Here is a 26,323-nt window from a genome sequence, read left to right on the forward strand (position 1 = left end):
ATAAGATTTGACAAAAAATACAGACCAGATGTGGTCTGCAACTATTTTTGATATGATTTAGGTGTCAAACTCCCGTGCAATAAAAAACAGACGAATTTAGATTCAAAAAAGCGTTTATTTACGCAAGTTTAACAAAAGTTTAATTATGGATAAATTTATTATTTATATATATACATGTAAAATATATTTGTATATGAATCTACGTACAATAATGTTTATTAATACATTTATAAATGGAGGGTAAAAATGGGAACAGCTTCAACTATTGGAAATAATGGAAAAAACAATTCGAGTGTAAAAAAAAGTATTGGAAAAACATTATTGATGTGTTTACTGCCTGTGATTATCATTGGAGTAGTTGCAATTATTCTTATTCTATCATTCAATGCTAAAGCTACAATTGAAGATGTATCTCTTATGGATCTTCAGGCTGAAACACAGGCTAATGCTTACAATATAGGAACCGGATTCAGAATGCTGTTGGCAAAATTTGGTCAATATTGTGATACCATGGAACAGGTTCCTTTTGAAGATGAGGAAGCAATTCTAAAATATATTGAGCCCTCTACAAATTACACAATCATTAACAATACAGGAATTTACATTGGTTATGAGGATGATACTTATGTTTTTGCCAATCATACCATACAGGCTCCTGACTGGAAGCCTACACAAAGAGATTGGTATAAACTTGCACAAGGACATGAGACATTTATTGAATCTGACCCTTATGTTGATTCATCTACCGGGCAGCTTTGTGTCTCTTTTGTAAGACAGAACAGTTTTTATAATGGAATGGAAGGAGTTTGTGCTGTTGACGTTTTCCTTGGTGATATTCAGAATGAAGCATCAAAATATACTCCCATGAAAACAGGTAATTCTATAATACTTGCCGGGGATTACATTATCAGCTATGTTAATCAGGATTTAAATGGTAAAAAAATATCTGAATCAGGAAATGCTTTTCTATCTAGCGTTAAAGCATATATTGATTCCGGTAGTACTGCGGTTACAAAAATAAAAAATCCGTTAAGCGGACTTGAATATTATGTTTGCTACTATAATATTCAGGGTACAAGTTGGAATATGGTTTCTTCTGTTCCTGTAAATGATGTTTTGGCATCATCCAACAGATTTATGATTATTGCAATGATTGCAATGATTGCATTGATTTTCATAATCACAGTTATTATTTTGATCACAATAAGCAGAGTTATTTCTAAGCCAGTTAATAGTCTTTCTAATAGTATACTTAAGATTTCATCAGGGGATTTTACTACACAGATGCCTCAAGATAAAGGTGATGAAATTGGTCTTATCAGCAAAGAAATGGAAAATTATGTTCAAGTAATGAATGATACAATTTCTAATATACAGGAGAGAGCGGAACAACTACAATTTGACTCAAACTCTTCAAAGGATGCTTCAAGTAAGATGACTGAAGGAGCTAATGAGCAGTCTAAATCGATGGAACAAATCCAGACAACAATGGATGATATTTCAAATGCAGTAGGAGAACTTGCTAATAATGCAACTATGCTTGCACAGTCAGTTGCAGAATTAACCGATAATGGAAATAAGACAAATGAGATAATGCTAAGTCTTGTAGATCAGGCTGAAGTTGGACAGAATGATATGAGCAATGTTCAGAAGAATATGGAAGTAATAACATCTTCCATGAGTGATATGAATGATGTGGTTTCTACAGTAGGAGATTCTGCAGATAAGATTACTGAAATAGTAGGGATGATTGATTCTATTTCTGAACAGACAAACCTTCTGTCACTTAATGCAAGTATTGAAGCTGCAAGAGCCGGAGAAGCCGGAAAAGGCTTTGCTGTTGTTGCTGATGAAATCGGTAAACTTGCTCAAAACAGCCAGGAAGCTGCTAAAGAAATCAGCGATATTATCGCAGAGATCACAAATCTTATTAAAGATCTTGCCGAGAAATCTCAGGCAAATATGGAGGCTATTACCAATAGTCGCGGAGCAGTTTCAAAAGCTGGAGATAGCTTTAGTAAGATCAATCAGGAGCTCAATAGTACAGCAGACACAATGCGCAACATGATTGGAATGATGGCAAATGTAAATGACATAGCATCAAGTGTTGCTGCTATATCTGAGCAACAGTCAGCTAGTTCTGAAGAAATAACAGCTACTGTAGCCAATTTGGCAGTAAGTGCTCAGGAGATTGCTGATGAATCAAAGGGTGTTGAGAATGTTGCAAATTCTGTATCTGATTCAGCTATATCCATCAATGAGCTGCTAGGCAGATTTACCATACGATAAGAAATGCAAAATTAATCGTGATTTAATAGTAATTTCACTGATAAAATCCTGCCTTTGACAGTTTTAATACCAACTAAAGACGCCAAAAGCCTTAATACATCAGGCTCTTGGCGTTATTTTTGTGATTCTTGATATATAGTAATATTATACCACAAATCACTATATATCACTATATATCAAAAACAAAAGTTTGACAAAAAAATACAGACCAGATGTGGTCTGCAACTATTTTTGATATGATTTAGGTGTCAAACTCCCGACAGCATCGAATATAACTCCTAGTCACTTCAAAGTCAATACTTAAACTTAATAGTTCTAACTGTCATACTTTTGCCCATATTATAATCAATGTATAATATAGACTGAGAGATTAAATGAATAAGCAAAACAGTACATTTTAACCAAAGGAAAACCATGGAAGAAAAACAGCACAAACGAAGAGTTCATTATTCTGGGAAATATCCCAAGAAGTTTGAAGAAAAATATAAAGAGCAAAATCCGGAGAAGTATGCAGATACCGTAGCCCACGTAATATCCAAGGGTTCAACACCAGCAGGTATGCATATCTCTATTATGGTAAAAGAAATCCTGGAGGTGCTTAAGATTCAGCCGGGAGAGCAAGGACTTGATTGCACACTGGGATATGGCGGACATACCAGAAAGATGCTGGAGCAGCTGACTAATGGCGGCTCTCAGGAAGGCTCAGCACCTGGTAATTCTCCCGGATGCATCTACGGTCTGGACGTTGACCCAATAGAATCTGCCAAGACTGTGGAAAGACTTAGAAACGCAGGCTTTGATGAGAATGTATTCAAGTTCAGGCTGATCAATTTCGCCAATATCGATAAGGTAGCTGAGGAAGCAGGAAAGTTTGACTTTGTTCTCGCAGACCTTGGAGTATCTTCCATGCAGATTGATGATCCAAAGCGCGGATTTTCCTATAAAATTGATGGGCCCCTTGACTTAAGGCTCGATCCGGAGCACGGAGAATCAGCAGCCGAGAGATTACACAACATCACAAGAGATGAGTTTGTTGGCATGCTGGTAGAAAACTCTGATGAGCCCTATGCAGAAGAGATAGCTGACAAGGTTTTTAATCTGATGAAAAAAGGTGATCCCATGGACACCACAACAGCTCTAAGACACGCCATCGAATCTGCTCTTTGGAAAGTTCCAAAGGAAGAGAAGGATCAGGCCATAAAAAAGAGCTGTGCAAGAGTTTTCCAAGCTCTTCGAATTGATGTAAACAGTGAATTCGAGGTTCTGTACTCATTTCTGGAAAAGCTCCCTGGAATCCTGAATCCCGGAGCCAGAGTAGCAATTCTTACTTTCCATTCAGGAGAAGACAGATTAGTCAAAAAGGCATTTAAAGAATGTAAGAAAGCCGGATTGTTCAGTAAAATATCGGAGGATGTAATAAGACCATCTGCAGAAGAATGCAGAATCAATCCAAGAAGTAAGTCCACCAAGATGAGGTGGGCAATTAAGGCGTAATCATATAATAAAAGCAATTATATTACTAACGTTGGGGGAATTAGTAAATGTACGTCAATAAGAAAGCTCACTATCTGTCCAATTCGCTTTTCTGGGCAGCTGGAATTCATTGCTTGGCAAATGCAGCACTATTCATTGTCAGAAGGATTGCCAAAAACGAGATATCAATTCAGCCGGATATGGTTAACAGTACCATTCTCGCAGGTCAGATAGCTGTCGCCGCAATTCAGGTTATTCTGATGGCATTTGTATTTATTGGGGCATTTGATAAATTAAAAAGCGCTCTGTCTGTTGTGGAAGAGTCAGACAGACTCAAGATGGCTGTTCTCCAGCAGGAGACCATGGGTAACAAGATTCCGGCTCTCACCGGAGAATCAATAGGTAAGCTTCTAGAGCTGTGGGGTGCGATTCTTATCGCAGTCCGTATGGTATATGATATCTGCTCCCTGGTATATCGCAGGTTCATAACAGATCTTATTGATTACAGTACAAGCGCATCATCCTCCGGAGAAGATTTTGTAGCAATCTATAACAATACTCACGGATTTAAGTACATTGGTCTTCTTATAGCACTTTTACTTGGAAGTCTTATGACCGGAATCTTCCTGAATGACAAGATGATAAAGGTTATTACTCTAATCTTGCTAACATTTTTCCTATTATCATTCGTGCTTTTTGGAATGCACACTGTAACCGTTGCGGGCTATAGCATCGGAATAGTCTGGACGTCAGTAATATTCCATCTTGTAGAGACAGTTGGACTATTTATCCTGGGATTATATTTGAGGAAAAAATATATAGGGCTTTGATTCTTAACAAAAGACTGGACTTATACAAATACAGTATAGGTCCAGTCTTATTATTAGTACTATTATATGTTTTCATAGACACACTATATGTCTAATTTAGTATCTTTGTTCTTACAACTCATACTTAGATTTCTTCCTGTTAACCTCACCGATATAGGCTGCCGTTATCATACCGGATGGAAGTGCAATAACCGCAACCCCCACAAGAGCCGAAACCATTGTAATAAGCCTTCCCACATCCGATGTGGGGTAGATATCGCCGTAGCCAATGGTTGTGATAGAAATTGTAGCCCAGTATAATGCATCAAAAAAGTTTTCAAACAAATCCGGTTCCAGCTGAAAAATCAGCATTGCGGATACAAAGATATAAATGATGATCAGTATCAGCACCGCAAGAAGCTGCTTTTTAACCTTTCTAAGTACATTTGCAATTACGATAGCCGTCTTGGAATACCTGATCAGCTTCAGAACTCTGAATACCCTGAATAATCTTAGCAGGCCAATAGCAGATGTGACCGGGGAAAAGAGATATATAATAGGGACGATTGATAGAAAATCAAAAATCGCAAGTGGCGTCAGTATGTATGCTAAGTATGCTTTGACGCTCTTATATCCCATCTTGTAATCCGCCGTGCAAACTCTGGCAATATAATCAATTACAAAAATAGTTGTTGTAAGTATCTCAATCCAATATGTATAGGAATTATCCTTCTTAAGGGTCAGCGGAATAAGGCCAACAATGACTGCTACTGTCATAAGCATGTCATATGCCCGGCTGGATCTGTCTCCAATACTGGAAACCTCAATTACTTCGTATACTCTTTTCTTAAATGTATTATTCTCCATACAAATATCCCACCGACTAAGCTCAGCTCTCTGTCAGTCTTATAACATCATTTCGAGCAGCAATTATATTCGTCGCAAATCAGAAATTTCCGGTCACAAAAGCCAAGACACCCAGTATGACTAAAACCACACTGAGTATTCGACATATAGTAACAAAAATTGATGAATATAATCCTTTTCTCGACGTTTTTATTCCGGTATCGGATATCAGAATATCTTTTTCTTTATCTCTGCCCATATTGAAACCCTGTGTTTTTAATACGTTTAATTGTTTTACTATTATCATTATATCATCATTTTCATTATGAAATTAACAGTACCGCCACATCATTAACATTTGTTCCTGTGGGGCCGGTCATTATAAGACCATCCACCGCTTTAAGAGCATTGTAGGCGTCGTTATTATCAAGGTATGAGTGTATATCAATACTCTTATTCTTGAGATCCGTCACCGTCTCACCATCAGCGTATCCGCCTGCTGCATCTGTGGGGCCGTCTGTTCCGTCGCTTCCAAGGGAGAATACTGCTGCATTGGGAACACCGCTCAGTCCAATAGCCGCAGAAAGAGCTATCTCCTGATTACGTCCACCCTTTCCGGTTCCCTTAAGATGAACAACAGTCTCTCCGCCTGCTATATACGCAAGCTTACGTCCATCCTTGTGATGAGTTATTGCAATACTGGATAAAAAGCTTCCAGCATCTCTGGCTTCACAGGATAACATATCCGTTAGAACAATCGGCTCGTAGCCAAGTTCCCCCGCTGCTCTTGCTGCCGCTGTGCAAAGCTCTCTGACCGATCCTGTGATTACAGTAGTTACGTTATCAAGCTCCTTAGGCGTTTCCTGTGCCAAAAGATTTCTCGCTTTATCAGAAAGCTTCAACCCATATCTGTCAGCTATCTCCAAGGCCTGTTCACAAGTTGAGGTGTCAGGAACTGCCGGACCGCTGGCAATCATATCAAGAGGATCTCCCAAGATATCACTTAGAACAATACTAAACACCTTAGCCGGAGCAGCTGCCTTAGCAAAGCGTCCTCCCTTTACGCCGCTAAGTCTTTTTCTGATTGTATTTATCTCAACAATATCTGCCCCGCAAGCAAGGAGCTGCTTAGTGATATCCTGAAGCTCTTCTCCCGGAATAAGCGGAGCTTCAAACAATGCACTTCCTCCACCTGACAACAGGAAAAGAACTGTATCCTTTTCGCCAAGGGGTTCCACCAGATCAAGAGCCTTCTTGGTTGCAGAGAAACTATTCTCATCCGGAACCGGGTGACCAGCCTCGCAGCACTCTACTCCTGGGATATCGCCTTTAACGTGATCATATTTAGTAATTACAATGCCCCCAACTATTCCTCTGGCTGTAGTCCCATTCTTATCCTGGTTGCCCAAGTCCTCCACTGCCGCAGCCGCCATCTGCCATGCAGCTTTACCAGCTGACACAAGAACTAATTTGCCTTCACCAGGTTTGAAATCTTTTAGAGCTCTTTTGACTGCTTCATCTGGAAGAACAGCTTTAATTGATCGCTCTATTATGATGTCTGCATCTTTTCTAAGTTCTTTATTCATCAGAGCTTCTCCTTTCCCAAAGGCTATTTCCTTATATAGATTGCAATTGGAGCGACATTTAATATTTGTATGCCGCTCCAATTCACCCAATTTGCAAACAACCGCTTGCCTAAAACTATACTATTTGTTCAAATTACCAAATTGCCAATATAGTTTCTTTGCCAAAAAAATATTAGTGTAGGAACAGGCTTAGGATTGCAATCTCAATAACTGCTGCTACACCCATGATAAGAGATGCTACAGTCCAGGACTTGTAGCCCTTGTCTGTGGACATTGCACCAAAGTTTGTAACAACCCAGTAATAAGAGTCGTTAGCATGTGATACTGTCATAGCACCTGCGCCGATTGCCATGCAAACCAGTGTTACCTGAACAGGAGTTGTAAATCCAAGAACAGGAAGGAGTGGAGCTACGATTCCGGCTGTGGTTGTAAGCGCAACTGTTGAAGATCCCTGTGCGGATTTGAGGATTGCTGCAAGCAGGAATGGGAAGAAGATGCCCATTGCTGAAAGAACTGTTGCATGCTCTGAGATATAGTTAACCATATCTGAAGAAGCTATAACCTTACCAAGAACACCGCCTGCTGCTGTTACGAAGAGGATTGGTCCAACTGTCTTTAAGGTATCGTTACAGATATCATAGAATTTCTCCATCTTGCCTGCGCCAAGAAGCTGGAATACTGCAAAAATAGTACCAACTGCAAGGGCAATAATAGGTGTACCAAGGAATGTGAAAAGACGAGCAACACCGCCTGTCATCTTAGCCATTGATACGATTGAAGAAAGAGCCATAAGGATAATAGGAACGATAATTGGAGCAAGAGCTATAAAGCCGTTAGGAAGCTTACCAAATTCAGCTACGAGCTCTTCATAAGTCTTGGAAACCTCACCGTTATCGGCTTCGTCATCAGCTTTAACCTTGCCACCAATGAACTGTGCATAGAAGTATGCTGCGATAATAGGGAATATTGAGCAAAGTGCACCGATACCCATTACAAGAAGAAGGTTGTCACCGATGCCCAGTGTATTAGCTGCTGCGATTGGTCCCGGTGTAGGTGGGATGAATACATGTGATGTGAAAAGACCTGCTGCAAGGCCTACAGACATAGCTACTGAGGAAGCTGCAGTTCTTTTTACAAGCGCCTTACGGATTGGGTTAAGGATTACAAATCCGGAATCACAGAAAACAGGAATAGATACAACCCATCCCATAAGTTCCATTGCCAGAACAGGATGCTTTTTGCCAACTATCTTAATAACAATGTCAGCCAGCTTAAGAGCTGCGCCTGTCTGCTCAAGGATGCTTCCGATAAGAGCGCCCAGGATAATTACGATACCAATGGAAGTAAAGGTTCCTGAGAAGCCCTGGCCAATTACTGTGGCAATTCCTGCCTTGGTTGTTCCGTCATCCAGCTTAATGTCGGCAATAGGAATTCCGGCAATAAGACCAAGAACCAGTGAAATCAACATGATAGAAATGAATGGATGGATCTTGAACTTGGAAATCAGAACAATCATACAGACAATAGCTAGAATGAATACGATAATAAGTGGAAATCCTGTCATGTTTTTACCCTCCCGACTATTAATGTGTGAAATTACACATATCACTACATTTAGTATAACACCCTGATTTTGTAAGTATATGTTGTATTTGATGATTTTATTGTCTGATAATTGTGCATTTTTATATCTTTTGTGTGCTAATGTCATAAATTGTGTATTGTGTCAATTACTGCTTATCGATGATAAAGACCACGCTATTTAGGTACTATGAATTTAGTAATGAGAATTAATCGCATCTAAGGAATTGTCTTGTCTATCTTATGGATATAAAATGGTACTTATTATGAATATATGATCAGAAACGCGCATAAGCTGTGACTTTTGTGCGGAAACAGTTTAGGAGCAAATCAAAAGGGTTATTATGGAATACATCTATGAAACGCACTTACATACAATAGAGGCCAGCGCCTGCTCTGATACTCCGGCAAAAGAGTATATTGAGCACATGAAGAAGATTGGCTACAGCGGCATGATTGTTACAGATCACTTTTTTAACGGAAATACAGCTGTGCCAAGAAGCCTTCCCTGGACTGAATGGGTTGAGCAGTACTGCAAGGGTTACGAACATGCTCTTGAAGCCGCCAAAGATGCTGATTTTGATGTTTTCTTTGGAGCAGAGGTCTGCTTTCAGGGAGATGAATATCTTTTGTACGGAATAGACAAGGACTGGCTTAAAAAGACGCCTGAGATTCTGGACATGACAAGGCCTGAGCTCTACACCGCAGTACATGCAATTGGCGGTATTATGCTCCAGGCTCATCCCTACAGAGAAAGAGGATACCTAAACACAATTCATCTGGCACCAAATGATGTTGATGGTATAGAGGGCTTCAACGCCGAGAATCCTGATTATCAGAATGCTCTCTGCTATCAGTACGGCTTAGAGCATGGATTTCTCATGAGCGGAGGCTCCGACATTCACCATTTAACCCAGAAGCACATGGGAGGAATGAGCTTCCCATATAGACTAAATTCTATTCAAGATTATGTAAAAGGATTTCTTGCAGGAGACGGAACTCCAGTATTTGTGAGGGATATTACAGACAAAGTTCCATTTTCTCCGGTAGCTGACGAACTGGCTCTCACTGTGATTTCGCAGAAAGAGACTCTTCCTGTAGTAATCCACTAAAAAAGCCAGCGAGGCAGCCAATCATTCTGTTATTCTTTTCTATCTGATAAAAGGCCATAAAGCACATACTTGCACTAAGGAAATAAAATGAACAAAGAATTCATCGAAGTTACAGATATCAATACTCCCAAGCTGTCCATCTATCATCAGTTTTCGGAGAATCAATTATTTCATATAAATGAACCGGACCTTGGAATCTTCATCGCGGAGAGTCCCAAGGTTATTGGTCGCGCTTTGAATGCGGGATATGCGCCACTTTCTCTTTTACTTGAGAAAGGGCAGACTGAAAAAGAAGCTGCAGAGATTGTTAAACGATGCCAAGACATGCCTGTTGATGCATGTAGTAATGCAACAGCTGGTAGCAGCGCTAGTGTCCCAGTTTACGTGGCTGAGTCATCGATTCTCACTCAGATTACCGGATTCCACTTAACTCGCGGAGTTCTTTGTGCAATGAAGAGAAAAGAACTACCGACAGTTGAAAGCCTTGTATCAAATGCCCGTCACATTGCAGTTCTTGAGAACGTTACAAATCCGACCAACCTTGGAGCTATCGTTAGGAACGCAGCAGCTCTTGGGCTTGATGCAGTTCTTTTTACCCATGGATGTACTGATCCTCTATATCGCCGCGCTGCCAGAGTCAGCATGGGTACTGTATTCCAGATTCCCTGGACATTTCTTCCTGAAGGCTCAGAAATAGACACATTAAAGGGCCTTGGCTTTAAAACTGTAGCCATGGCCCTTAGAAACGATACAAAAGATATAAGTGATGCTGAACTTAAATGTGCTGACAAACTGGCTATTTTTCTTGGAGCAGAAGGTGATGGCCTTCTTCCAGAAACCATTGCAGCCTGTGACTGTTGTGTAAAGATCCCAATGGCTCATGGTGTTGATTCTTTAAACGTTGCTGCCTGCAGTGCTGTAGCTTTCTGGGAGCTGGCAAAATGACATTGCCCCCGTCCCCTAGGACCCCTACAGATTTGTATATCCCATCAGATATTCATCAACTTCTTTTGCGCAAGCTCTTCCTTCGGTGATGGCCCATACTACAAGCGACTGTCCACGGTGCATATCGCCGGCGGAGAACACTTTGGTGCCTTGGATGTGATAGCCGCCGTCTTCGGTAACAACAGTTCCTCTTGGGCTTCTCTTAAGAGAAAAAGCATCGGCAGAATAGTCTTCACAGCCAATAAAACCTGCTGCAATCAGGAGAAGGTCACACTTAAGAGTCTTCTCTGAACCTGCAACCTCTGTAAGCTTTCCATCTTTAAAAGCTACCTTTACAGTCTCGATATGTTTGATATTTCCCTTCTTATCAGTTGCAACGCTCTTAACTGTAGTCTCATATACTCTTGGATCATCTCCGAAAAGATATATTGCTTCCTCATGACCATAATCGGTCTTGAGAACCTTGGGCCACTCAGGCCATGGGTTATTTGCTGCGCGCTCTACAGGAGGCTTAGGCATCATCTCAAGAGCCGTAACGCTCTTTGCTCCCATTCTTATGACTGTTCCAATACAGTCATTACCCGTATCGCCACCTCCGACTATTACTACGTTCTTGCCTGCTGCGTCGATATAACCTCCCTGTTTCTTAAGTGCATCTGAAGTAACATCATCTGCCTTCATCAGTGCTTTTGTAGTCTGAGTCAGGAAGTCTACCGCATAATACACTCCGCCAATTTTCTCAGGATCAGCTGCAGGCAGGGGGCGTGCTTTCTTGGCTCCGCAGCACATAACTACTGCGTCGAACTTCGCAAGTAAATCATCAGATGTCACCGTTTTACTTGCTTTTTCAGTCTTTCTTTCGGTTACGGACTTGCTGTCTCCAATATTCATTCCTGTATGAAATACAACTCCCTCTGCTTCCATAAGAGCACGTCTTCTCTTGATGACGGTCTTGTCAAGCTTCATGTTGGGAATTCCATACATTAGAAGACCTCCGATTTCATCTTCTCTTTCGAAGACTTCTACAGTATGTCCTCTGTGATTAAGTTCGTCAGCAACTGCCAGGCCTGAAGGACCGCTTCCTACAACGGCAACTCTTTTACCACTTCTGATAGAAGGTACCATAGGCTGGATGTAGCCATTTTCAAAAGCAGTCTCCACCAGATAAAGCTCGTTGTCATGAACCGTTACTGAATCGCCGTACTGTCCGCACATGCATGCCTTCTCGCAAAGGGCTGGGCAGACTCTTCCGGTAAATTCAGGAAAATTACTGGTCTTGTGAAGTCTTGCAAAAGCGTGCTTATCATGTCCCTTGTATACTTCGTCGTTCCACTCAGGAATCAGGTTATGAAGTGGACATCCCGTTACCATTCCGCTGAGGTTCATTGCTGACTGGCAGAAGGGAACACCGCAGTTCATACATCTTGATGCCTGCTGCCGTCTTTCCTCAGTCATGAGTGGTGTGTGAAACTCCTCAAAGGTCTTTATTCTTTCCTTTGGAGGTACATCTCCGTTGTTTTTTCTTTTATATTCAAGAAATCCTGTATCTTTTCCCATCGCGCTATCCTCCTTACGTAAGTTCCTTGAAAGCTTCAAGAACTGCAGTATCATGATCAATACCCTGCTCCTCGAGCCTTCCGATTGCTGTCAGCATCTTCTGATAGTCATTAGGAACGATTTTCTTGAAATCCGGAATATAGCTTTCAAAATCAGACAGGATTTCCTTAGCAAATTCAGAGTCTGTCTCTTTTACATAGTCCTCAAGGATTCCTCTGAGCTCTGCTATATCATATTTCTCTGTAAGCTCGCAAAGTGATGCCATATCCTTGTTCATACGAAGGTAGAGAGTATGTTCTCTATCAAGGACATAAGCAATTCCGCCACTCATACCGGCCGCAAAGTTCTTGCCGGTCATGCCAAGGATTACAGCTCTTCCGCCGGTCATGTACTCAAGGCCGTGATCGCCGCAGCCTTCTGCTACAGCAACGGCACCGGAGTTTCGTACGCAGAATCTCTCACCTGCAACGCCGCAAACATAAGCCTTACCTGCAGTTGCACCGTACAGAGCAACGTTACCTATTATGATATTCTCATGGGCCTTGAAAGTTGCTTTCTCAGAAGGTCTTACAACTACTTTACCTCCTGACAAGCCCTTTCCAAAACCGTCGTTGGCATCGCCATAAAGTCTAATTGTAACGCCCTTAGGAAGGAATGCACCAAAGGACTGGCCACCACCACCCTGAGCTTCTACAACAATACTATCTTCTGCAAGAGTATTCTGGTAATCAGCTGTTACTCTGCTTCCCAGGAGAGTTCCAAAACTTCTGTCGGTACTGGACACATCTACTTTTACAAGCAGCCTGTTGTCAGCTTGAGCATCCTTCGTCTTACCTGCTTGCTTTCCTGTATAAATCTGCATGCCCAACTTATCTTTGTTTTTCTCATACGCAGGAATCAGCACCTTTGAATCCAGTGTCTTCTCAAGACCAAAGTTATAAACTTCCTTAGGATCAAAGTGGTTATCTTTCCTGTCAACGTAAGCTCTGTCAAGGATACGGCTAAGATCTGCTGCCTCCTTGCGCTTTTTGATATCCATATCACTTCCGCCGTAGGTTCTCATGGCAAGCTTATCTGTTCTTCCTACCATCTCCTCTACGGTTCTAAAGCCAAGCTGACTCATGATCTCACGAAGCTGTCTTGCCACAAAGAGCATGAAATTCATAACATGCTCTGGCTTACCCTTAAAGCGCTTTCTAAGTTCCTCATTCTGAGTTGCGATACCAACAGGGCAAGTATCCTTATTGCAGACACGCATCATCATACATCCCATGCATACAAGGGGAGCGGTAGCAAATCCAAACTCCTCTGCTCCAAGAAGGGCTGCAATAGCAACATCTCTACCTGTCATGAGTTTACCATCTGTTTCAAGTACAACACGACTTCTAAGGCCGTTATCAAGAAGTGACTGATGCGCTTCACTCACACCAAGTTCCCACGGAAGTCCAGCGTGATGAACTGATGAAGAAGGAGCTGCACCTGTTCCTCCGTCATATCCCGACACCAAAATTACCTGTGCGCCTGCCTTGGCAACACCTGATGCAATAGTGCCTACACCTGCTTCTGAAACCAGCTTAACTGATATTCTTGCCTTATCATTGGCATTTTTAAGGTCATAAATAAGCTGCGCCAGATCCTCAATTGAATAGATATCATGGTGAGGTGGCGGTGAAATAAGGGCTACGCCTGGAGTTGAGTAACGAGTACTTGCAACCCATGGATATACCTTTTTGCCTGGAAGATGTCCGCCCTCACCGGGCTTAGCTCCCTGAGCCATCTTGATCTGGATTTCTTTTGCAGACTGCAAATACTGGCTTGTTACACCGAATCTTCCTGATGCCACCTGCTTAACTGCACTGTTTCTCTCTGTTCCAAAGCGGGCAATATCCTCGCCGCCTTCTCCGGTATTAGACTTGCCTCCAAGTCTGTTCATAGCTATGGCAAGAGTCTCATGGGCCTCCTTGGAAAGAGAGCCGTAGCTCATTGCTCCTGTCTGGAAACGCTTTACGATTTCCTCTTCGCTTTCAACTTCCTCAATTGGCACCGGCTTATCTGCAGGAACAAATGACAAAAGAGCTCTCAAGGTATGAGGTCTGTCCTCATCATCCACCATCTGACTGTACTCTTTAAATCTCTCGTAGTCGCCCTCTCTGACTGCTCTCTGAAGAGTAACAATAGTCTTAGGGCTGTACATATGATCTTCCTTGTCCTCACCGCTTCTAAGTGAATGGAAGCCGATAGAATCAAGGGTAGTATCTGTTGAAAGTCCCAGAGGATCAAATGCTCTATTATGCCTAAACTCTACGTCCTGGCCGATCTCTGCAATTCCGATTCCGCCTACTCGGCTGGTTGTTCCGGTAAAGTACTTATCCACCAGCTCTTTTGACAAACCGATTGCTTCAAAGATTCTTGCTGACTGATAGGACTGAAGTGTTGAAATACCCATCTTAGCCGCAATCTTAACAACACCTCCAAGAAGTGCCTTATTATAATCAGCAATTGCTGTGTGATAGTCCTTATCAAGGATTCCGATATCTATGAGTTCTGCGATACACTCCTGTGCAAGGTAAGGGTGAATAGCTCTTGCACCAAAACCAAGAAGAGTAGCAATCTGATGAACATCCCTTGGCTCACCACTTTCAAGAATAAGAGAAACCGCAGTACGTCTCTTGGTTCTAACCAGATGCTGCTCAACTGAAGATACAGCAAGAAGAGATGGTATTGGCATGTGGTTTTCATCAACTCCCCTGTCTGACAAGATGATGATGTTTACTCCGTCAGCAACAGCCCTGTCAACAGACACGTCAAGCTGCTCCAATGCTCTTTCAACAGGAGTATTTTTATAATACAAAAGAGAAATCTTTCTAACCTTAAATCCAGGCTGATCAAGGGCCTCAATCTTCATCAGGTCAACGCCTGTGAGGATAGGATTATTGATCTCCAGAACTCGACAGTTATCACTCTTTTCTTTTAACAGATTTCCATCAGATCCGATGTACACTGTGGTATCGGTAACAACCTTCTCCCTGAGGGAATCAATAGGAGGATTGGTAACCTGGGCAAAGAGCTGCTTGAAATAGCAAAACAGTGGCTGATGATGCATGGAAAGCATAGCCAGCGGCACGTCAGTACCCATAGAAACTGTAGGCTCTATGCCATTTGTAGCCATAGGCATGATCTGATTCTTAACATCCTCATAAGAATAGCCAAATACTTTATAGAGCTTATCTCTCATCTCCTGGCTATTTGTAGGAATCTTTTTGTTGGGAATATTAAGGTGATGAAGGTGCAAAAGATATCTATCAAGCCACTCACCATAAGGGCTTGCCTTGGAATACTTATCCTTACATTCTTCATCAGAGATGATTCGTCCCTCTTTGGTGTCTACAAGGAGCATATGTCCAGGTGACAGGCGGGATTTCTTATCAATGTTTTCTTCGGGAATATCAAGGACACCCACCTCAGAAGAGAGAATGAGTCTGTTATCCTTGGTGACATAATATCTTGATGGACGCAGTCCGTTTCTATCAAGGGTAGCACCGAATACCTCTCCATCTGTGAAAAGAACTGCTGCGGGACCGTCCCATGGCTCCATCATAGTTGCATAATAGTGGTAAAAATCTTTCCTGTCCTGGGCCATGAAATCATTGTGCTTCCAGGGTTCAGGAATTGTGAGCATCATAGCAAGAGGAAGATCCATACCGTTCATATACAGAAATTCCAGCGTATTATCAAGCATTGCAGAGTCTGATCCGGAAGATGCAATTACAGGATAGACCTTGGCTAGATCCTCACCAAGAACATCCGATGACATGGTCTCTTCACGGGCAAGCATTCTGTCGCTGTTACCACGGATTGTATTGATCTCACCATTATGAGCGATCATTCTGTATGGATGAGCCCTCTGCCATGATGGTGTTGTATTAGTAGAAAAGCGGCTATGAACCATAGCAATAGCCGTAACATAATCAGGAGAAAGAAGATCCTCGTAGAAATTACGGAGCTGTCCTACAAGGAACATTCCTTTATACACGATGGTTCTGGACGAAAAAGAGCAAATATAAGTATCCTCAGAAGATTTCTCATACTCTCTCCTAAGGCAATAAAGTCGTCTGTCAAATTCTACTCCGCGCTGAACATTGGATGGTCTTTCTATAAAGCACTGAGCAATATAGGGCATGCAATCTACTGCTACCCGTCCCAGGATTTCAGGATGTGTTGGCACATCTCTCCAGCCAAGAACCTTCATGTTCTCTTTCTGGGCGATAACTTCCAGAAGCCTTTTTGCAAACATTCTCTTCATAGAATCCTGTGGCAAAAAGAACATTCCAATGCCGTAATCACCAGCACTTTTAAGCTTCATTCCTGACTTCTCAGCTTCTTTTTTAAAGAACTTGTGAGAAATCTGCACCAAAATACCAACGCCATCACCGACTTTGCCTGTGGCGTCTTTACCAGCACGATGTTCAAGCTTCTCAACAATACTAAGTGCATCGTCAAGAACCTTGTTATCGGCATTTCCATCTATGTTAATTACGGCGCCTATTCCGCAGGCGTCTCTGTCATTATTCCACTGGTCCATATGGGTATATCTCCTTCCCTATAACTTTACGCCCCACACATTGCTGTGTGGGGCGTCCTCTTATCTAAGTGAGAACAGCATCTCTCCGTATGTTGGATAGCTAAGGTACTTCTCTGGAATAAGTGCCTCTGCCTCATCAGCGTACTTTCTAAGCTCATCCATATCTGCAAGGACTGTGCTCTCATAGTAGCTTGCTGTCTCAAGAGCTTCTGTCATGCCCTCTGCCTTCTTGGTATCCTCGAAGAGCTTTGAAAGTGCCTTGTCCATCTCTGCGCTGGACTTATCAAGAGACTTAAGAACTCCCAGCTCAAGTGCACAGCAGTCTCCATCGAGAAGGCTCTTTTTCTGAACAATCTCTTTTGACAGATCTTTTTCATATGCTACAAGACCTTCTGTTAAGTCTTTTCTGATCATCTCCTGCATTGTGAGAGACTCAATATGAATTGACTTAGAATAGTTCTCAAGGAGGATCTCATATCTTGAGTAAATCTCTTCCTTGGTGAAGATACCGTGTCTTGTGAAAAGATCTATTGACTCATCGCTGATCCAGTATGGCATGCAATCTGGAAGAGCCTTAAGGTTTGGAAGGCCTCTCTTAGCAGCTTCCTCAACCCACTCGTCTGTATATCCGTTTCCGTTGAAAAGAACTCTCTTATGTGCAAGAAGTGTCTCTTTAAGAACTTCCTTAACTTTCTCTTTAAGCTCATCTCCGCTGTATGCTGAAAGCTTTGCATAGAGCTTTGCTACTTCTTCTGCAACTGCAGTGTTGAGAACGATATTAGCGTTAGCAACAGAAACTGATGAACCAGGCATTCTGAACTCGAACTTGTTACCAGTGAAAGCAAAAGGTGATGTTCTGTTTCTGTCTGTGTTGTCCTTGGTGAAGTGTGGAAGTACTGTTGCTCCCATTGTCATCTGAGACTTGCCTGCTGCCTTGTAAGCTTCTCCGGCTTCAACAGCCTTGAGTACTTCTGCAAGCTCATCACCAACGAAGATAGAGATGATTGCTGGAGGTGCCTCGTTTCCTCCAAGTCTGTGGTCGTTTCCGGCAGATGCTACTGAAAGTCTGAGGATTGGTGCATACTCATCAACTGCTGCGATAACAGACATAAGAAAGACAAGAAAAGGAATGTTCTCGCCTGGGTTCTTACCTGGATCAAGAAGGTTGATTCCTGTATCTGTGCAGATTGACCAGTTATTGTGCTTACCAGATCCGTTAACTCCCTCAAATGGCTTCTCGTGAAGAAGACATGCATAGTTGTGCTTGTCAGCAACCTTCTTCATAACTTCCATTGTGAGCTGGTTGTGATCTACAGCGATGTTTGCTGTCTCAAATACAGGAGCCAGCTCGTGCTGAGAAGGTGCAACCTCGTTGTGCTTGGTCTTAGCAGGGATTCCAAGCTTCCAGAGCTCTTCATCAAGGTCATGCATGTATGCAGATACCTTAGGCTTAATAACTCCGAAGTAGTGATCTTCCATTTCCTGACCCTTGCTGGCTGGAGCACCGATAAGTGTTCTGCCTGTAAGAAGCAAATCTTTCCTCTTCTTATAGAAATCCTTGTCGATAAGGAAATATTCCTGTTCTGAACCGATTGTAGTATTTACGCGGTTAACATCCTCATATCCAAGAAGACGCATCATCTTAACCGCTTCATTTGAAAGAGCCTCCATTGAACGAAGAAGTGGAGTCTTCTTATCAAGAGCTTCTCCGCCGTATGAGCAGAAAGCTGTTGGAATGTAAAGGGAACCATCCTTGATGAATGCAGGTGATGAAGGATCCCATGCTGTATAACCTCTAGCTTCGAATGTTGCACGAAGACCACCACTTGGGAAGCTTGATGCATCAGGTTCGCCCTTAACCAGCTCTTTTCCTGAGAACTCCATGATGATCTTGCCATCCTCTGTTGGAGAAATGAAACTGTCGTGCTTTTCAGCTGTAAGACCTGTCATTGGCTGGAACCAGTGTGTGAAGTGTGTAGCACCGTTCTCGATTGCCCACTCCTTCATGGTTGCTGCTACACAGTTAGCTACATCCAGCTCAAGATGTGTTCCTTTTTCAATTGTCTTATGAACTGCCTTGTAGATATCCTTGGGAAGGCGTTCCTTCATAATCTTGTCGTTAAATACTAGACTTCCAAATTCTGTTGTTAATTTGCTCGCTTCGATCATTGCCACTCTCCTCCGTTTTTCTTTTATTTATGAGCCTTTACTGACCGCTGGCTCCATAATTCGATAAAACTCTTGCTGAAGGATCTGTTACATTGCAGCCCTTCCAGCTCTTGTTAGGCATCCAGAAATCAATAACCATATCTGACTGGCCCGGATAGTATTTTTCAAATATTTCTCTGTATAACAGTGACTCCTTAGTAAATGGAGTTGCATGTTCATATTTCTTTTTAGTAGTTTCATACTCTGCATAAGTATATTTACTATCTGCATATTCCATAAGGTCATCTCTGAGAGAATGCCCCACGGCATCTGAAAATGCTGCCTTTTCTCTCATTAGGATCGAATGTGGAATAACTTCATCCTTTTCAAAGGCTTTTCGTAAAAGAAATTTACCAATACCATAGGTATTTAATTTCTTTTCAGGATCAATTCCCATTACATAATCCACAAAATCCAGATCTCCGAATGGAACTCTTGCTTCCAGTGAGTTAACACTTATGCATCTGTCTGCACGAAGTACATCGTACATGTGAATTTCTCTGATACGCTTTTCTGCTTCTTCCTGGAAAGCCTCGGCGCTTGGTGCAAAGTCTGTGTACTTGTAACCAAAGAGCTCATCTGAAATCTCACCGGTAAGAACAACCTTGATATCTGTGTTCTCATGTATCCACTTGCAGAGCAAGTACATTCCGATTGATGCTCTTATTGTTGTGATGTCGTAGGTTCCAAGTGCTGCAATAACAGGCTCCAAAGCTCCAATGACATCGTCTTTTGTAATGATTACTTCGTGATGATTGCTATGTATGTAATCAGCAACCTCTCTTGCATACTTAAGATCAATGGCATCTATGTCCATTCCGATTGCAAAGGTTTCTATTGGCTTATCGGAAAGCTTTGCCGCTACGCCGCAGACAAGGGATGAATCAAGACCACCTGATAAAAGAAATCCCACAGGCGCATCCGCATCAAGTCGTTTCTGGATACCGGTAAAAAGCTTGTCATGAATGTTTTCAACTATGACTTCTAAGGAATCATCGGCGAGTGTTTCTCTACACTCTTTCACCTTACTCTTTGTCATATCTCTATAGCAGACAAACTTACCATCCTCATAGAAATGCCCTGGTGGGAAAGGCATTATCTTATCACAAGCTCCCACCAGGTTTTTAGGTTCAGATGCGAATATGATGTGTCCTTCTGCATCATAGCCGTAATAGAGGGGTCTGATTCCGATTGGATCTCTTGCTGCTATAAATGAGTTCTTTTTCTTGTCATAGATAACACAGGCATATTCAGCATCAAGAAATCCGAACATTTTGGTTCCTAATATCTCATATAAAGGAAGCAATATTTCGCAATCACTTTCGCTCTGGAAGCTGTATCCAAGGGATTCTAAGTATTTTTTTAAATCATGAAATCCGTAAAGCTCTCCGTTACATACCACCGTATTACCATTATGATTAAAGGGCTGCATTCCTGCTTCATTAAGCCCCATGATAGACAGACGGTTAAATCCCATCCATCCACATCCTACTTTCTGGATCCTTGACATGTCAGGGCCCCTTGATATGGTCTTTGATAGCATTTCTTCAAAGAACTCCCGGGATAAATCTTCCCTTGCGTATGTAAGTATTGCGCACATAACTTCCTCCAAAAACTATTGTTTATTCGACGTCTGCAAGTGCAAGAGCGCCTTCTTCTCCGGTACGGATCTTAACTACGTTGTCGAGAGAGTAAACGAAAATCTTACCATCTCCGATATGACCTGTATAAAGGGTCTTCTTGGCAGCTTCGATAACATCCTCAACCGGGATTTTACTAACAACAACCTCAAGCTTGATCTTGGGAAGGAGAGTGGCATCCATCTCGACTCCACGATACATTTCGCCAGAACCTTTCTGGACGCCACATCCCATGACTTGAGTAACAGTCATTCCGGTTACGCCAAGGTCGTTCATTGCACGTCTAAGCTTGTCGTAGCGGGATAACTTAGTGATAATAACAACTTTATGAATACCGGATTCTGTATGAACAGGTGCAGATACAACAGGAACTGCTGCATTCTTCTGGAATACTGATGCTTCGTCGTATTCGCTGACACCAAGATCTGTATTTTCGTTGACTGACATCTGAAGTGTATTTGATACATCCATGATGGCAAATCCTGAATATGCACTTGCAAGGCCATGCTCTGTAGAATCAAGACCAAGGATCTCTTCCTCTTCTGTTACACGAAGGCCAAGTGTTGCCTTGATAGCAAGGAATGTGATTGAAATAGTAACTGCTGTCCAAGCTGCTACAGCTGCAAAACCAAGAATCTGAATTCCAAGAAGCTTAAAGCCGCCGCCGTAGAAAAGACCTATCATCTCATTTCCTGAAGCATCTACGATGCTATATCCGGGAGCTGTATTTGTTGCAAAAAGACCTACCGCAATTGTTCCCCAAATACCATTGAGGCAGTGAACTGCAACAGCACCAACAGGATCATCAACGTGAAGCTTGTAATCAAGGAACCATACACCGAAGCAAACAAGAAGGCCTGCTACAATACCGATTACGATGGCGCCAAATGCATCTGTTACATCGCAAGGAGCTGTGATAGCTACAAGACCTGCCAGGGAAGCGTTAAGACACATTGAAACATCAGGCTTACCATACTTAACCCAGGTAAAGATCATACAGGTTACAGTTGCAAGTGCAGGTGCGATTGTTGTTGTTACAAATACTGATCCAAGCTGATCGATTGATGTACAAGCTGCTCCGTTAAATCCATACCAGCCAAGCCAGAGAATGAATACACCAAGAGCTGCAGCTACAAGATTGTGTCCTGGGAAAGCATTTACCTTTGTTACTTTTCCTGACTTATCTTTTTCGAACTTACCGATACGTGGTCCAAGGAATGCTGCTCCGATAAGAGCTGAGATACCACCTACCATGTGAATACAGGTTGAACCTGCGAAATCGTGGAAACCAATCTGTGAAAGGAAACCACCGCCCCATGTCCAGTGAGCCTCAATAGGATAAATGATTGCTGAAATAACTGCCGAGTACACACAATAGGAAATGAATTTTGTTCTCTCAGCCATTGATCCGGAAACGATTGTTGCTGTTGTTGCACAGAACACAAGGTTAAATACGAAATTTGACCAGTCGAAGTTTGCATAACTTGTAAAGATATCAAATCCCGGCTTACCGATAACGCCTGCAAGATCTTCCCCAAGTAACAGGCCAAAACCGATAAGAATAAAAACTACAGTACCAATACAGAAATCCATAAGGTTCTTCATTATGATATTTCCTGTATTCTTGGCTCTGGTAAAACCGGCCTCACACATTGCAAAGCCGGCCTGCATCCAGAATACCAATGCAGCTCCGATAAGGAACCACACGCCAAACACGCTACTATCTATTGCACTTAAGATTTCTTCACTCATACATGTTCTCCTCTCCGCATTGTTGGTAATAAAAAAGATGCAACAGCCCACTACACACCCCTGTAGTCTAATGCGCCATTGCATCACCAAATAAGTAAAGCTATGAAGATTTTTCATGTACTCACACACACCGCGGACTGCATGCAAATACATATATAAGCAAAAAGCGCCTTAGAGAGTTATCTCTAAGACGCCCTTGTCTTTATGTTTATGAATTCTAAAGCAAATAAAAAAACATGTCAAGCATTTTGTATACAATAATGCAATTTTATTTTACCAGTCTAATGTCGCCGATAAGTGGAAGTGGCTCTGTGCTTAGCTGAATTGCTCTCACAATGCCAAAAACAATGTAGAAGAATAAAGCCAGTCCCCCAAGTCCCGCGATCACCACAAATATTCCGTGGAGCCGTGCAAGAACACCTATAATTATCGCTGCTATATGCAATACCATAGACTGATTAAGATGGAACTTGACTATCTCATCCTCTTTGTCTCTAAGAACAAAACTAATGACCCAGCCAATCCATCCAATGTAACTTAGCGCAGAAAATAATTTTGTGTTTTGATTAGTCCCCATTTTGTTCCCTCCGTAAGAAAATTATCTTCTTCTATGATACATCTATATTGTACGTACTACCATACAAATATTGTTATTATACAAACACCTTTTTTCTCCACTTACCTCTCATATACCTGATAACACAACCTATTCCGGTAATTGCCCAAGTAAGACCGTTTGTATACCAGCATCCCCACAGGCCGACTCCGGGAATTGCCATAAGAATCGCTGCAAATCCTATACGTCCCACAACCTCTATGATTCCGTTTATAAGAGCAAAGGCCGCATCTCCAACGCCGTTAAGCATTCCTCTAAAGACATAGATAAGTCCCAGGAAGAAATAGAACATACCGGTTATACGAAGACCTATGGCGCCAATTCTGATGGCTTCCTGATTAGGTGTAAAGAATCCGATGATTGTCTCTCCGAAGGAGAACATCACAACCAGCATTATTGCACTGAATATTGCCACAAGAAGTACACTCTTGATACATCCGCTCTTTACCCTGTCAAGTTTCTTGGCACCTGCATTCTGTCCGGCAAAAGTTGAAACTGCAGTTCCAAGAGAACCAAATGGCTGCTGAACCAGCTGTTCAACTCGTCCTGTAGCGGTGTAGGCCGCCATTACATTACTTCCAAAGCTGTTAACAACTCTCTGAAGTGCTACACAGGAGAAGGCAATCAGGGCATTCTGTAGAGCCAGCGGAATACCAAGCCTTATAGCCTTATCAACAATATCCGTATTAAGCTCTTTATGCCTCTTACTAAGCTGCAGATACGGATTCTTTTTAACTCCGACAGCAATTGAGCCCACCATGGCAATCGTCTGGGAAAAGACTGTAGCAATGGCCGCACCGGCAACTCCCCAGTGAAGTCCTACTACTGTAATAAGATCCAGGGCAATATTTATCACGCATGCCACCACCAGGAAAATCAATGGTGTTTTGCTGTCTCCCAGGGCCCTCAATATGGAAGATATCATGTTATAAGCCGCAACCAGGAAGGTGGCACCACACACTATTCTCATATATAAAAGGGCATCTGCCATACATTCCTCAGGGGTATCCATTATTGTGAGGATAGGTCTGGCAAACACAACACTTACTATACTCATGAGAATTCCTGCCACCAGTGTGATATAGATGGCATTTCCAACTATCTTTTTAACATAGTCATCTTTTCCGGCACCAAAGTTCTGGGAAATCATGATTCCTACTCCAGCTCCCATTCCAAGGCACAGAGAAAAGAAAAGGAAATTCACACTACCAACCGCGCCAATAGAAGCCAGGCCATACTCACCACCGAACTGTCCGACGATGATAGTATCTGCCAGGTTATAAAACTGTTGGAAAAGATTTCCAAGAAGCATTGGAATTGTAAATTTGATCAAAAGGGCTATTTCATTGCCCTGAGTCATATCGGTAACAGACTTTTTTCCCATGGATGTTTCCTTATCATTCAAAATAATTGTGTTCAATTTTCACTCTAACACCCATATTGGTAAAAGTAAACAAGGCAGCGCCACTGGCGCTGCCCTGCATAAAAATTTAATAATTTACTTATAATTACTGAGCTGCTTTTCTAGCATCAAGCATTGGCTGATACTTCTCTGTATCGAATGCTACAAGATCGCTCCAGCCAAGACCCTCAAGCTCTGCTACCATAGCTTCCCACTGAGCATCGAAATCTGCGTCATCCTTAGCAAATACCATTCTCCAGGAAGAATCCTTGATGATATCGCCGCACTGCTTACGGATAAGGCTGATGTCTGTAGAATCGATTGCAAGAGCCATGTTGATACTAGGAACTACTGTCATCATGTTGTTCTTATTGAGGTACTCAACATCGTCTGCTGCACCAAACTTCTCTGACCATTCCTTAGTTGTCTTTGTCTGGTTCATCTCGATTGTTGTTGACCACATATCTGATGCATATGGTTCGCCTGTATCAGGGTTAATATCACAAGAAGCTACGATCCACTGGTTGATCTGGTTGTTACCATCGTTCCAGTTTCCGCCGCCCATCTCTTCAGGAACAGCAACTTCTGCTGAGAATCTGTTGAGACCATCTTCTGTAAGTGTGTACTTGCCGTTCTCTACTGTGTATGTAAGACCTTCTGTACCAGCGTGCTGAATCTGAACACCCTCTGGAGAAGCATACCAGTCAAGGAACTCCATAAGTCTTGCGAAGTTCTCATCTGAAACCTGTGAACCGATTGCAAGAACACGTCCGTCACCATAGTATGTATCTGATGTCTGATAAAGGTTTGTATCTGCTACAGGAATCTCTACGTAGTTAGTTCCTTCATTTCCTCTTGCTGGAGAATTCCAGAATCCATACTGCCAGCTGTACCAGTACAGGTAAACTCTCTTATCCTGCATCTTGGATACGATTGAGTTCCAATCCTGAGTAGCTGAGTCAGGATCTACAAGACCCATCTGGTTAGCTTTGTAGAAGAAGTTAAGCATCTTGTAGTATGCGCCAGCCTTGTCTGTAAGAGGTGCGATTGAGTTGTCTGTTCCGATAAGAACTGATCCGTTAACTTCCTGTCCGTACCACTTTGTAAGCTGAGCTACGTTCTCCATGAACTGGCTATCCCAGTCCTTCCAAAGGCTGATAGCGTAAGCTGGGTCACCCTTGTCGTTTGTAGGATGAGCCTTCTGGATATCTGCAAGGCAGTTAAGAAGGTCATCAAGATTCTTAAGCTCAGGAGCACCTACTTCGTTGTACATATCCCATCCCATACGAGGATATGAATATACGTGAAGCTGCTTATAAGCTGTAGGTCCGTTGTTGTTCATCTCAAGAGGAATAGCATAGATCTTGGTGCCATCGCCCATCATTGAGTTGAACTGCTTAATCTGTGACATGTACTTTGCAAGGTTAGGATACTGCTCGATAACATCTGTAAGATCGTGGATAAGACCAGTCTCGATACATTCCTGCATATCTGCATTATCAAGGATAATGAGATCACCAAGGTTACCTGCTGCGCAACGTGTCTGATAAAGAGCTGCGCCATCACCTGAAACCTGAGGTGCGATGATGTTGATGTCCATGTTGAATTTGTCTTTTACGATCTTTCCATACCATCCGGACTGAACGCCCTGGAAGTTAGCAGCTACATTGTAGAAATCTACAGTGTACTCTGTGCTATGGTCAGCCTCTGCAGGTGCAGCTGCTGTTTCCCCACCACTTTCTGTGGTTGTTGCTGTCTCAGTCTTGTTCTCAGTCTGAGCACCGCCTGTGCTTGCTGGCGCTGTATCGCCACAGCCTGCAAGCATTGAAGCTGCCATCAGCGTTGAAAGTGCCAGAGAAGCCATTTTCTTAAACTTCATTTTCATTCCTCCTTTTTTATAAAAACCTCTTCCTTTATGGAAGTTA

Annotated in this window: 16 protein-coding genes; 5 read left to right on the plus strand and 11 right to left on the minus strand. The window is 42.4% G+C overall.

Translation table 11 applies throughout. From position 1 onward, the window contains the following. Nucleotides 1-324 precede the first annotated feature (324 nt). The 3 genes from G613_RS0113220 (at nucleotide 325) to G613_RS0113230 (ending at nucleotide 4,592) form a co-directional block, all read left to right on the plus strand. On the plus strand, nucleotides 325-2,289 hold the full coding sequence (locus G613_RS0113220) for a methyl-accepting chemotaxis protein (RefSeq protein ID WP_242826148.1): 1,965 nt from the start codon (nucleotides 325-327) through the stop codon (nucleotides 2,287-2,289). Nucleotides 2,290-2,703: 414 nt separating this feature from the next. Beyond that, a complete protein-coding gene (gene rsmH, locus G613_RS0113225) occupies nucleotides 2,704-3,783 on the plus strand; it encodes a 16S rRNA (cytosine(1402)-N(4))-methyltransferase RsmH (RefSeq protein WP_029233071.1) in 1,080 nt (359 codons plus the stop codon). A gap of 47 nt (nucleotides 3,784-3,830) precedes the next feature. Beyond that, nucleotides 3,831-4,592, plus strand: a complete 762-nt coding sequence (locus G613_RS0113230) for a hypothetical protein (RefSeq protein ID WP_029233072.1) — start codon at nucleotides 3,831-3,833, stop codon at nucleotides 4,590-4,592. A gap of 111 nt (nucleotides 4,593-4,703) precedes the next feature. Here the strand turns inward: G613_RS0113230 and G613_RS0113235 are convergent, their stop codons facing one another. From G613_RS0113235 to G613_RS0113245, 3 genes are all read right to left on the minus strand, one after another. Next, entirely contained in the window at nucleotides 4,704-5,438 is a 735-nt protein-coding gene (locus tag G613_RS0113235) for an ion transporter (protein ID WP_029233073.1), read from the minus strand. A 302-nt stretch (nucleotides 5,439-5,740) separates the two neighbouring features. Continuing rightward, nucleotides 5,741-7,003 carry a glycerate kinase type-2 family protein gene (locus G613_RS0113240; RefSeq protein WP_029233074.1) on the minus strand — a complete coding sequence of 421 codons (1,263 nt, stop codon included), beginning with the start codon at nucleotides 7,001-7,003 and terminating at the stop codon, nucleotides 5,741-5,743. Between the two features lie 172 nt (nucleotides 7,004-7,175). Beyond that, nucleotides 7,176-8,567: a GntP family permease gene (locus tag G613_RS0113245; protein ID WP_026662160.1), complete on the minus strand. Its 1,392-nt coding sequence runs from the start codon at nucleotides 8,565-8,567 to the stop codon at nucleotides 7,176-7,178. A gap of 361 nt (nucleotides 8,568-8,928) precedes the next feature. On the opposite strand from G613_RS0113245, the gene G613_RS0113250 reads away from it, so the two are divergent. Further along, nucleotides 8,929-9,696, plus strand: coding sequence for a PHP domain-containing protein (locus tag G613_RS0113250; RefSeq protein WP_029233075.1), 768 nt, complete (start codon nucleotides 8,929-8,931; stop codon nucleotides 9,694-9,696). Between the two features lie 87 nt (nucleotides 9,697-9,783). Next, nucleotides 9,784-10,641 carry a TrmH family RNA methyltransferase gene (locus G613_RS0113255; RefSeq protein WP_029233076.1) on the plus strand — a complete coding sequence of 286 codons (858 nt, stop codon included), beginning with the start codon at nucleotides 9,784-9,786 and terminating at the stop codon, nucleotides 10,639-10,641. A 24-nt stretch (nucleotides 10,642-10,665) separates the two neighbouring features. On the opposite strand, the gene G613_RS0113260 is transcribed toward G613_RS0113255, so the two are convergent. From G613_RS0113260 to G613_RS0113295, 8 genes are all read right to left on the minus strand, one after another. Beyond that, nucleotides 10,666-12,198 (minus strand): glutamate synthase subunit beta, encoded by a 1,533-nt coding sequence (locus G613_RS0113260; RefSeq protein WP_029233077.1) that lies wholly within the window; start codon nucleotides 12,196-12,198, stop codon nucleotides 10,666-10,668. A gap of 13 nt (nucleotides 12,199-12,211) precedes the next feature. Further along, nucleotides 12,212-16,780 carry a glutamate synthase large subunit gene (gene gltB, locus G613_RS0113265; RefSeq protein ID WP_029233078.1) on the minus strand — a complete coding sequence of 1,523 codons (4,569 nt, stop codon included), beginning with the start codon at nucleotides 16,778-16,780 and terminating at the stop codon, nucleotides 12,212-12,214. A gap of 60 nt (nucleotides 16,781-16,840) precedes the next feature. Continuing rightward, nucleotides 16,841-18,949 (minus strand): glutamine synthetase III family protein, encoded by a 2,109-nt coding sequence (locus G613_RS0113270; RefSeq protein ID WP_029674946.1) that lies wholly within the window; start codon nucleotides 18,947-18,949, stop codon nucleotides 16,841-16,843. 37 nt (nucleotides 18,950-18,986) lie between these two features. After that, nucleotides 18,987-20,588 (minus strand): asparagine synthase B, encoded by a 1,602-nt coding sequence (asnB, locus tag G613_RS0113275; protein ID WP_029233080.1) that lies wholly within the window; start codon nucleotides 20,586-20,588, stop codon nucleotides 18,987-18,989. A gap of 22 nt (nucleotides 20,589-20,610) precedes the next feature. Beyond that, a complete protein-coding gene (locus G613_RS0113280; RefSeq protein WP_029233081.1) occupies nucleotides 20,611-22,380 on the minus strand; it encodes an ammonium transporter in 1,770 nt (589 codons plus the stop codon). Nucleotides 22,381-22,648: 268 nt separating this feature from the next. After that, complete coding sequence (locus G613_RS18115) at nucleotides 22,649-22,957, minus strand: hypothetical protein (protein WP_029233082.1); 309 nt, start codon at nucleotides 22,955-22,957, stop codon at nucleotides 22,649-22,651. A 76-nt stretch (nucleotides 22,958-23,033) separates the two neighbouring features. Next, the gene (locus tag G613_RS0113290) at nucleotides 23,034-24,380 is read right to left on the minus strand and encodes an MATE family efflux transporter (RefSeq protein WP_029233083.1); all 1,347 of its coding nucleotides are present in this window, start codon (nucleotides 24,378-24,380) and stop codon (nucleotides 23,034-23,036) included. 124 nt (nucleotides 24,381-24,504) lie between these two features. Then, entirely contained in the window at nucleotides 24,505-26,277 is a 1,773-nt protein-coding gene (locus tag G613_RS0113295) for a sugar ABC transporter substrate-binding protein (protein ID WP_029233084.1), read from the minus strand. Between the last annotated feature and the right edge of the window lie 46 nt (nucleotides 26,278-26,323).

This window comes from Butyrivibrio sp. VCB2006 (genome assembly GCF_000420945.1).
GTDB lineage: Bacteria > Bacillota > Clostridia > Lachnospirales > Lachnospiraceae > Butyrivibrio.

Excerpts from the sequence above, each read along its gene's own strand:
- G613_RS0113220 (WP_242826148.1), top strand. The coding sequence starts at position 325 with ATGTGTTTACTGCCTGTGATTATCATTGGAGTAGTTGCAATTATTCTT.
- rsmH (WP_029233071.1), top strand. The coding sequence starts at position 2,704 with ATGGAAGAAAAACAGCACAAACGAAGAGTTCATTATTCTGGGAAATAT.
- G613_RS0113230 (WP_029233072.1), top strand. The coding sequence starts at position 3,831 with ATGTACGTCAATAAGAAAGCTCACTATCTGTCCAATTCGCTTTTCTGG.
- G613_RS0113235 (WP_029233073.1), bottom strand. The coding sequence starts at position 5,438 with ATGGAGAATAATACATTTAAGAAAAGAGTATACGAAGTAATTGAGGTT.
- G613_RS0113240 (WP_029233074.1), bottom strand. The coding sequence starts at position 7,003 with ATGAATAAAGAACTTAGAAAAGATGCAGACATCATAATAGAGCGATCA.
- G613_RS0113245 (WP_026662160.1), bottom strand. The coding sequence starts at position 8,567 with ATGACAGGATTTCCACTTATTATCGTATTCATTCTAGCTATTGTCTGT.
- G613_RS0113250 (WP_029233075.1), top strand. The coding sequence starts at position 8,929 with ATGGAATACATCTATGAAACGCACTTACATACAATAGAGGCCAGCGCC.
- G613_RS0113255 (WP_029233076.1), top strand. The coding sequence starts at position 9,784 with ATGAACAAAGAATTCATCGAAGTTACAGATATCAATACTCCCAAGCTG.
- G613_RS0113260 (WP_029233077.1), bottom strand. The coding sequence starts at position 12,198 with ATGGGAAAAGATACAGGATTTCTTGAATATAAAAGAAAAAACAACGGA.
- gltB (WP_029233078.1), bottom strand. The coding sequence starts at position 16,780 with ATGGACCAGTGGAATAATGACAGAGACGCCTGCGGAATAGGCGCCGTA.
- G613_RS0113270 (WP_029674946.1), bottom strand. The coding sequence starts at position 18,949 with ATGATCGAAGCGAGCAAATTAACAACAGAATTTGGAAGTCTAGTATTT.
- asnB (WP_029233080.1), bottom strand. The coding sequence starts at position 20,588 with ATGTGCGCAATACTTACATACGCAAGGGAAGATTTATCCCGGGAGTTC.
- G613_RS0113280 (WP_029233081.1), bottom strand. The coding sequence starts at position 22,380 with ATGAGTGAAGAAATCTTAAGTGCAATAGATAGTAGCGTGTTTGGCGTG.
- G613_RS18115 (WP_029233082.1), bottom strand. The coding sequence starts at position 22,957 with ATGGGGACTAATCAAAACACAAAATTATTTTCTGCGCTAAGTTACATT.
- G613_RS0113290 (WP_029233083.1), bottom strand. The coding sequence starts at position 24,380 with ATGGGAAAAAAGTCTGTTACCGATATGACTCAGGGCAATGAAATAGCC.
- G613_RS0113295 (WP_029233084.1), bottom strand. The coding sequence starts at position 26,277 with ATGAAGTTTAAGAAAATGGCTTCTCTGGCACTTTCAACGCTGATGGCA.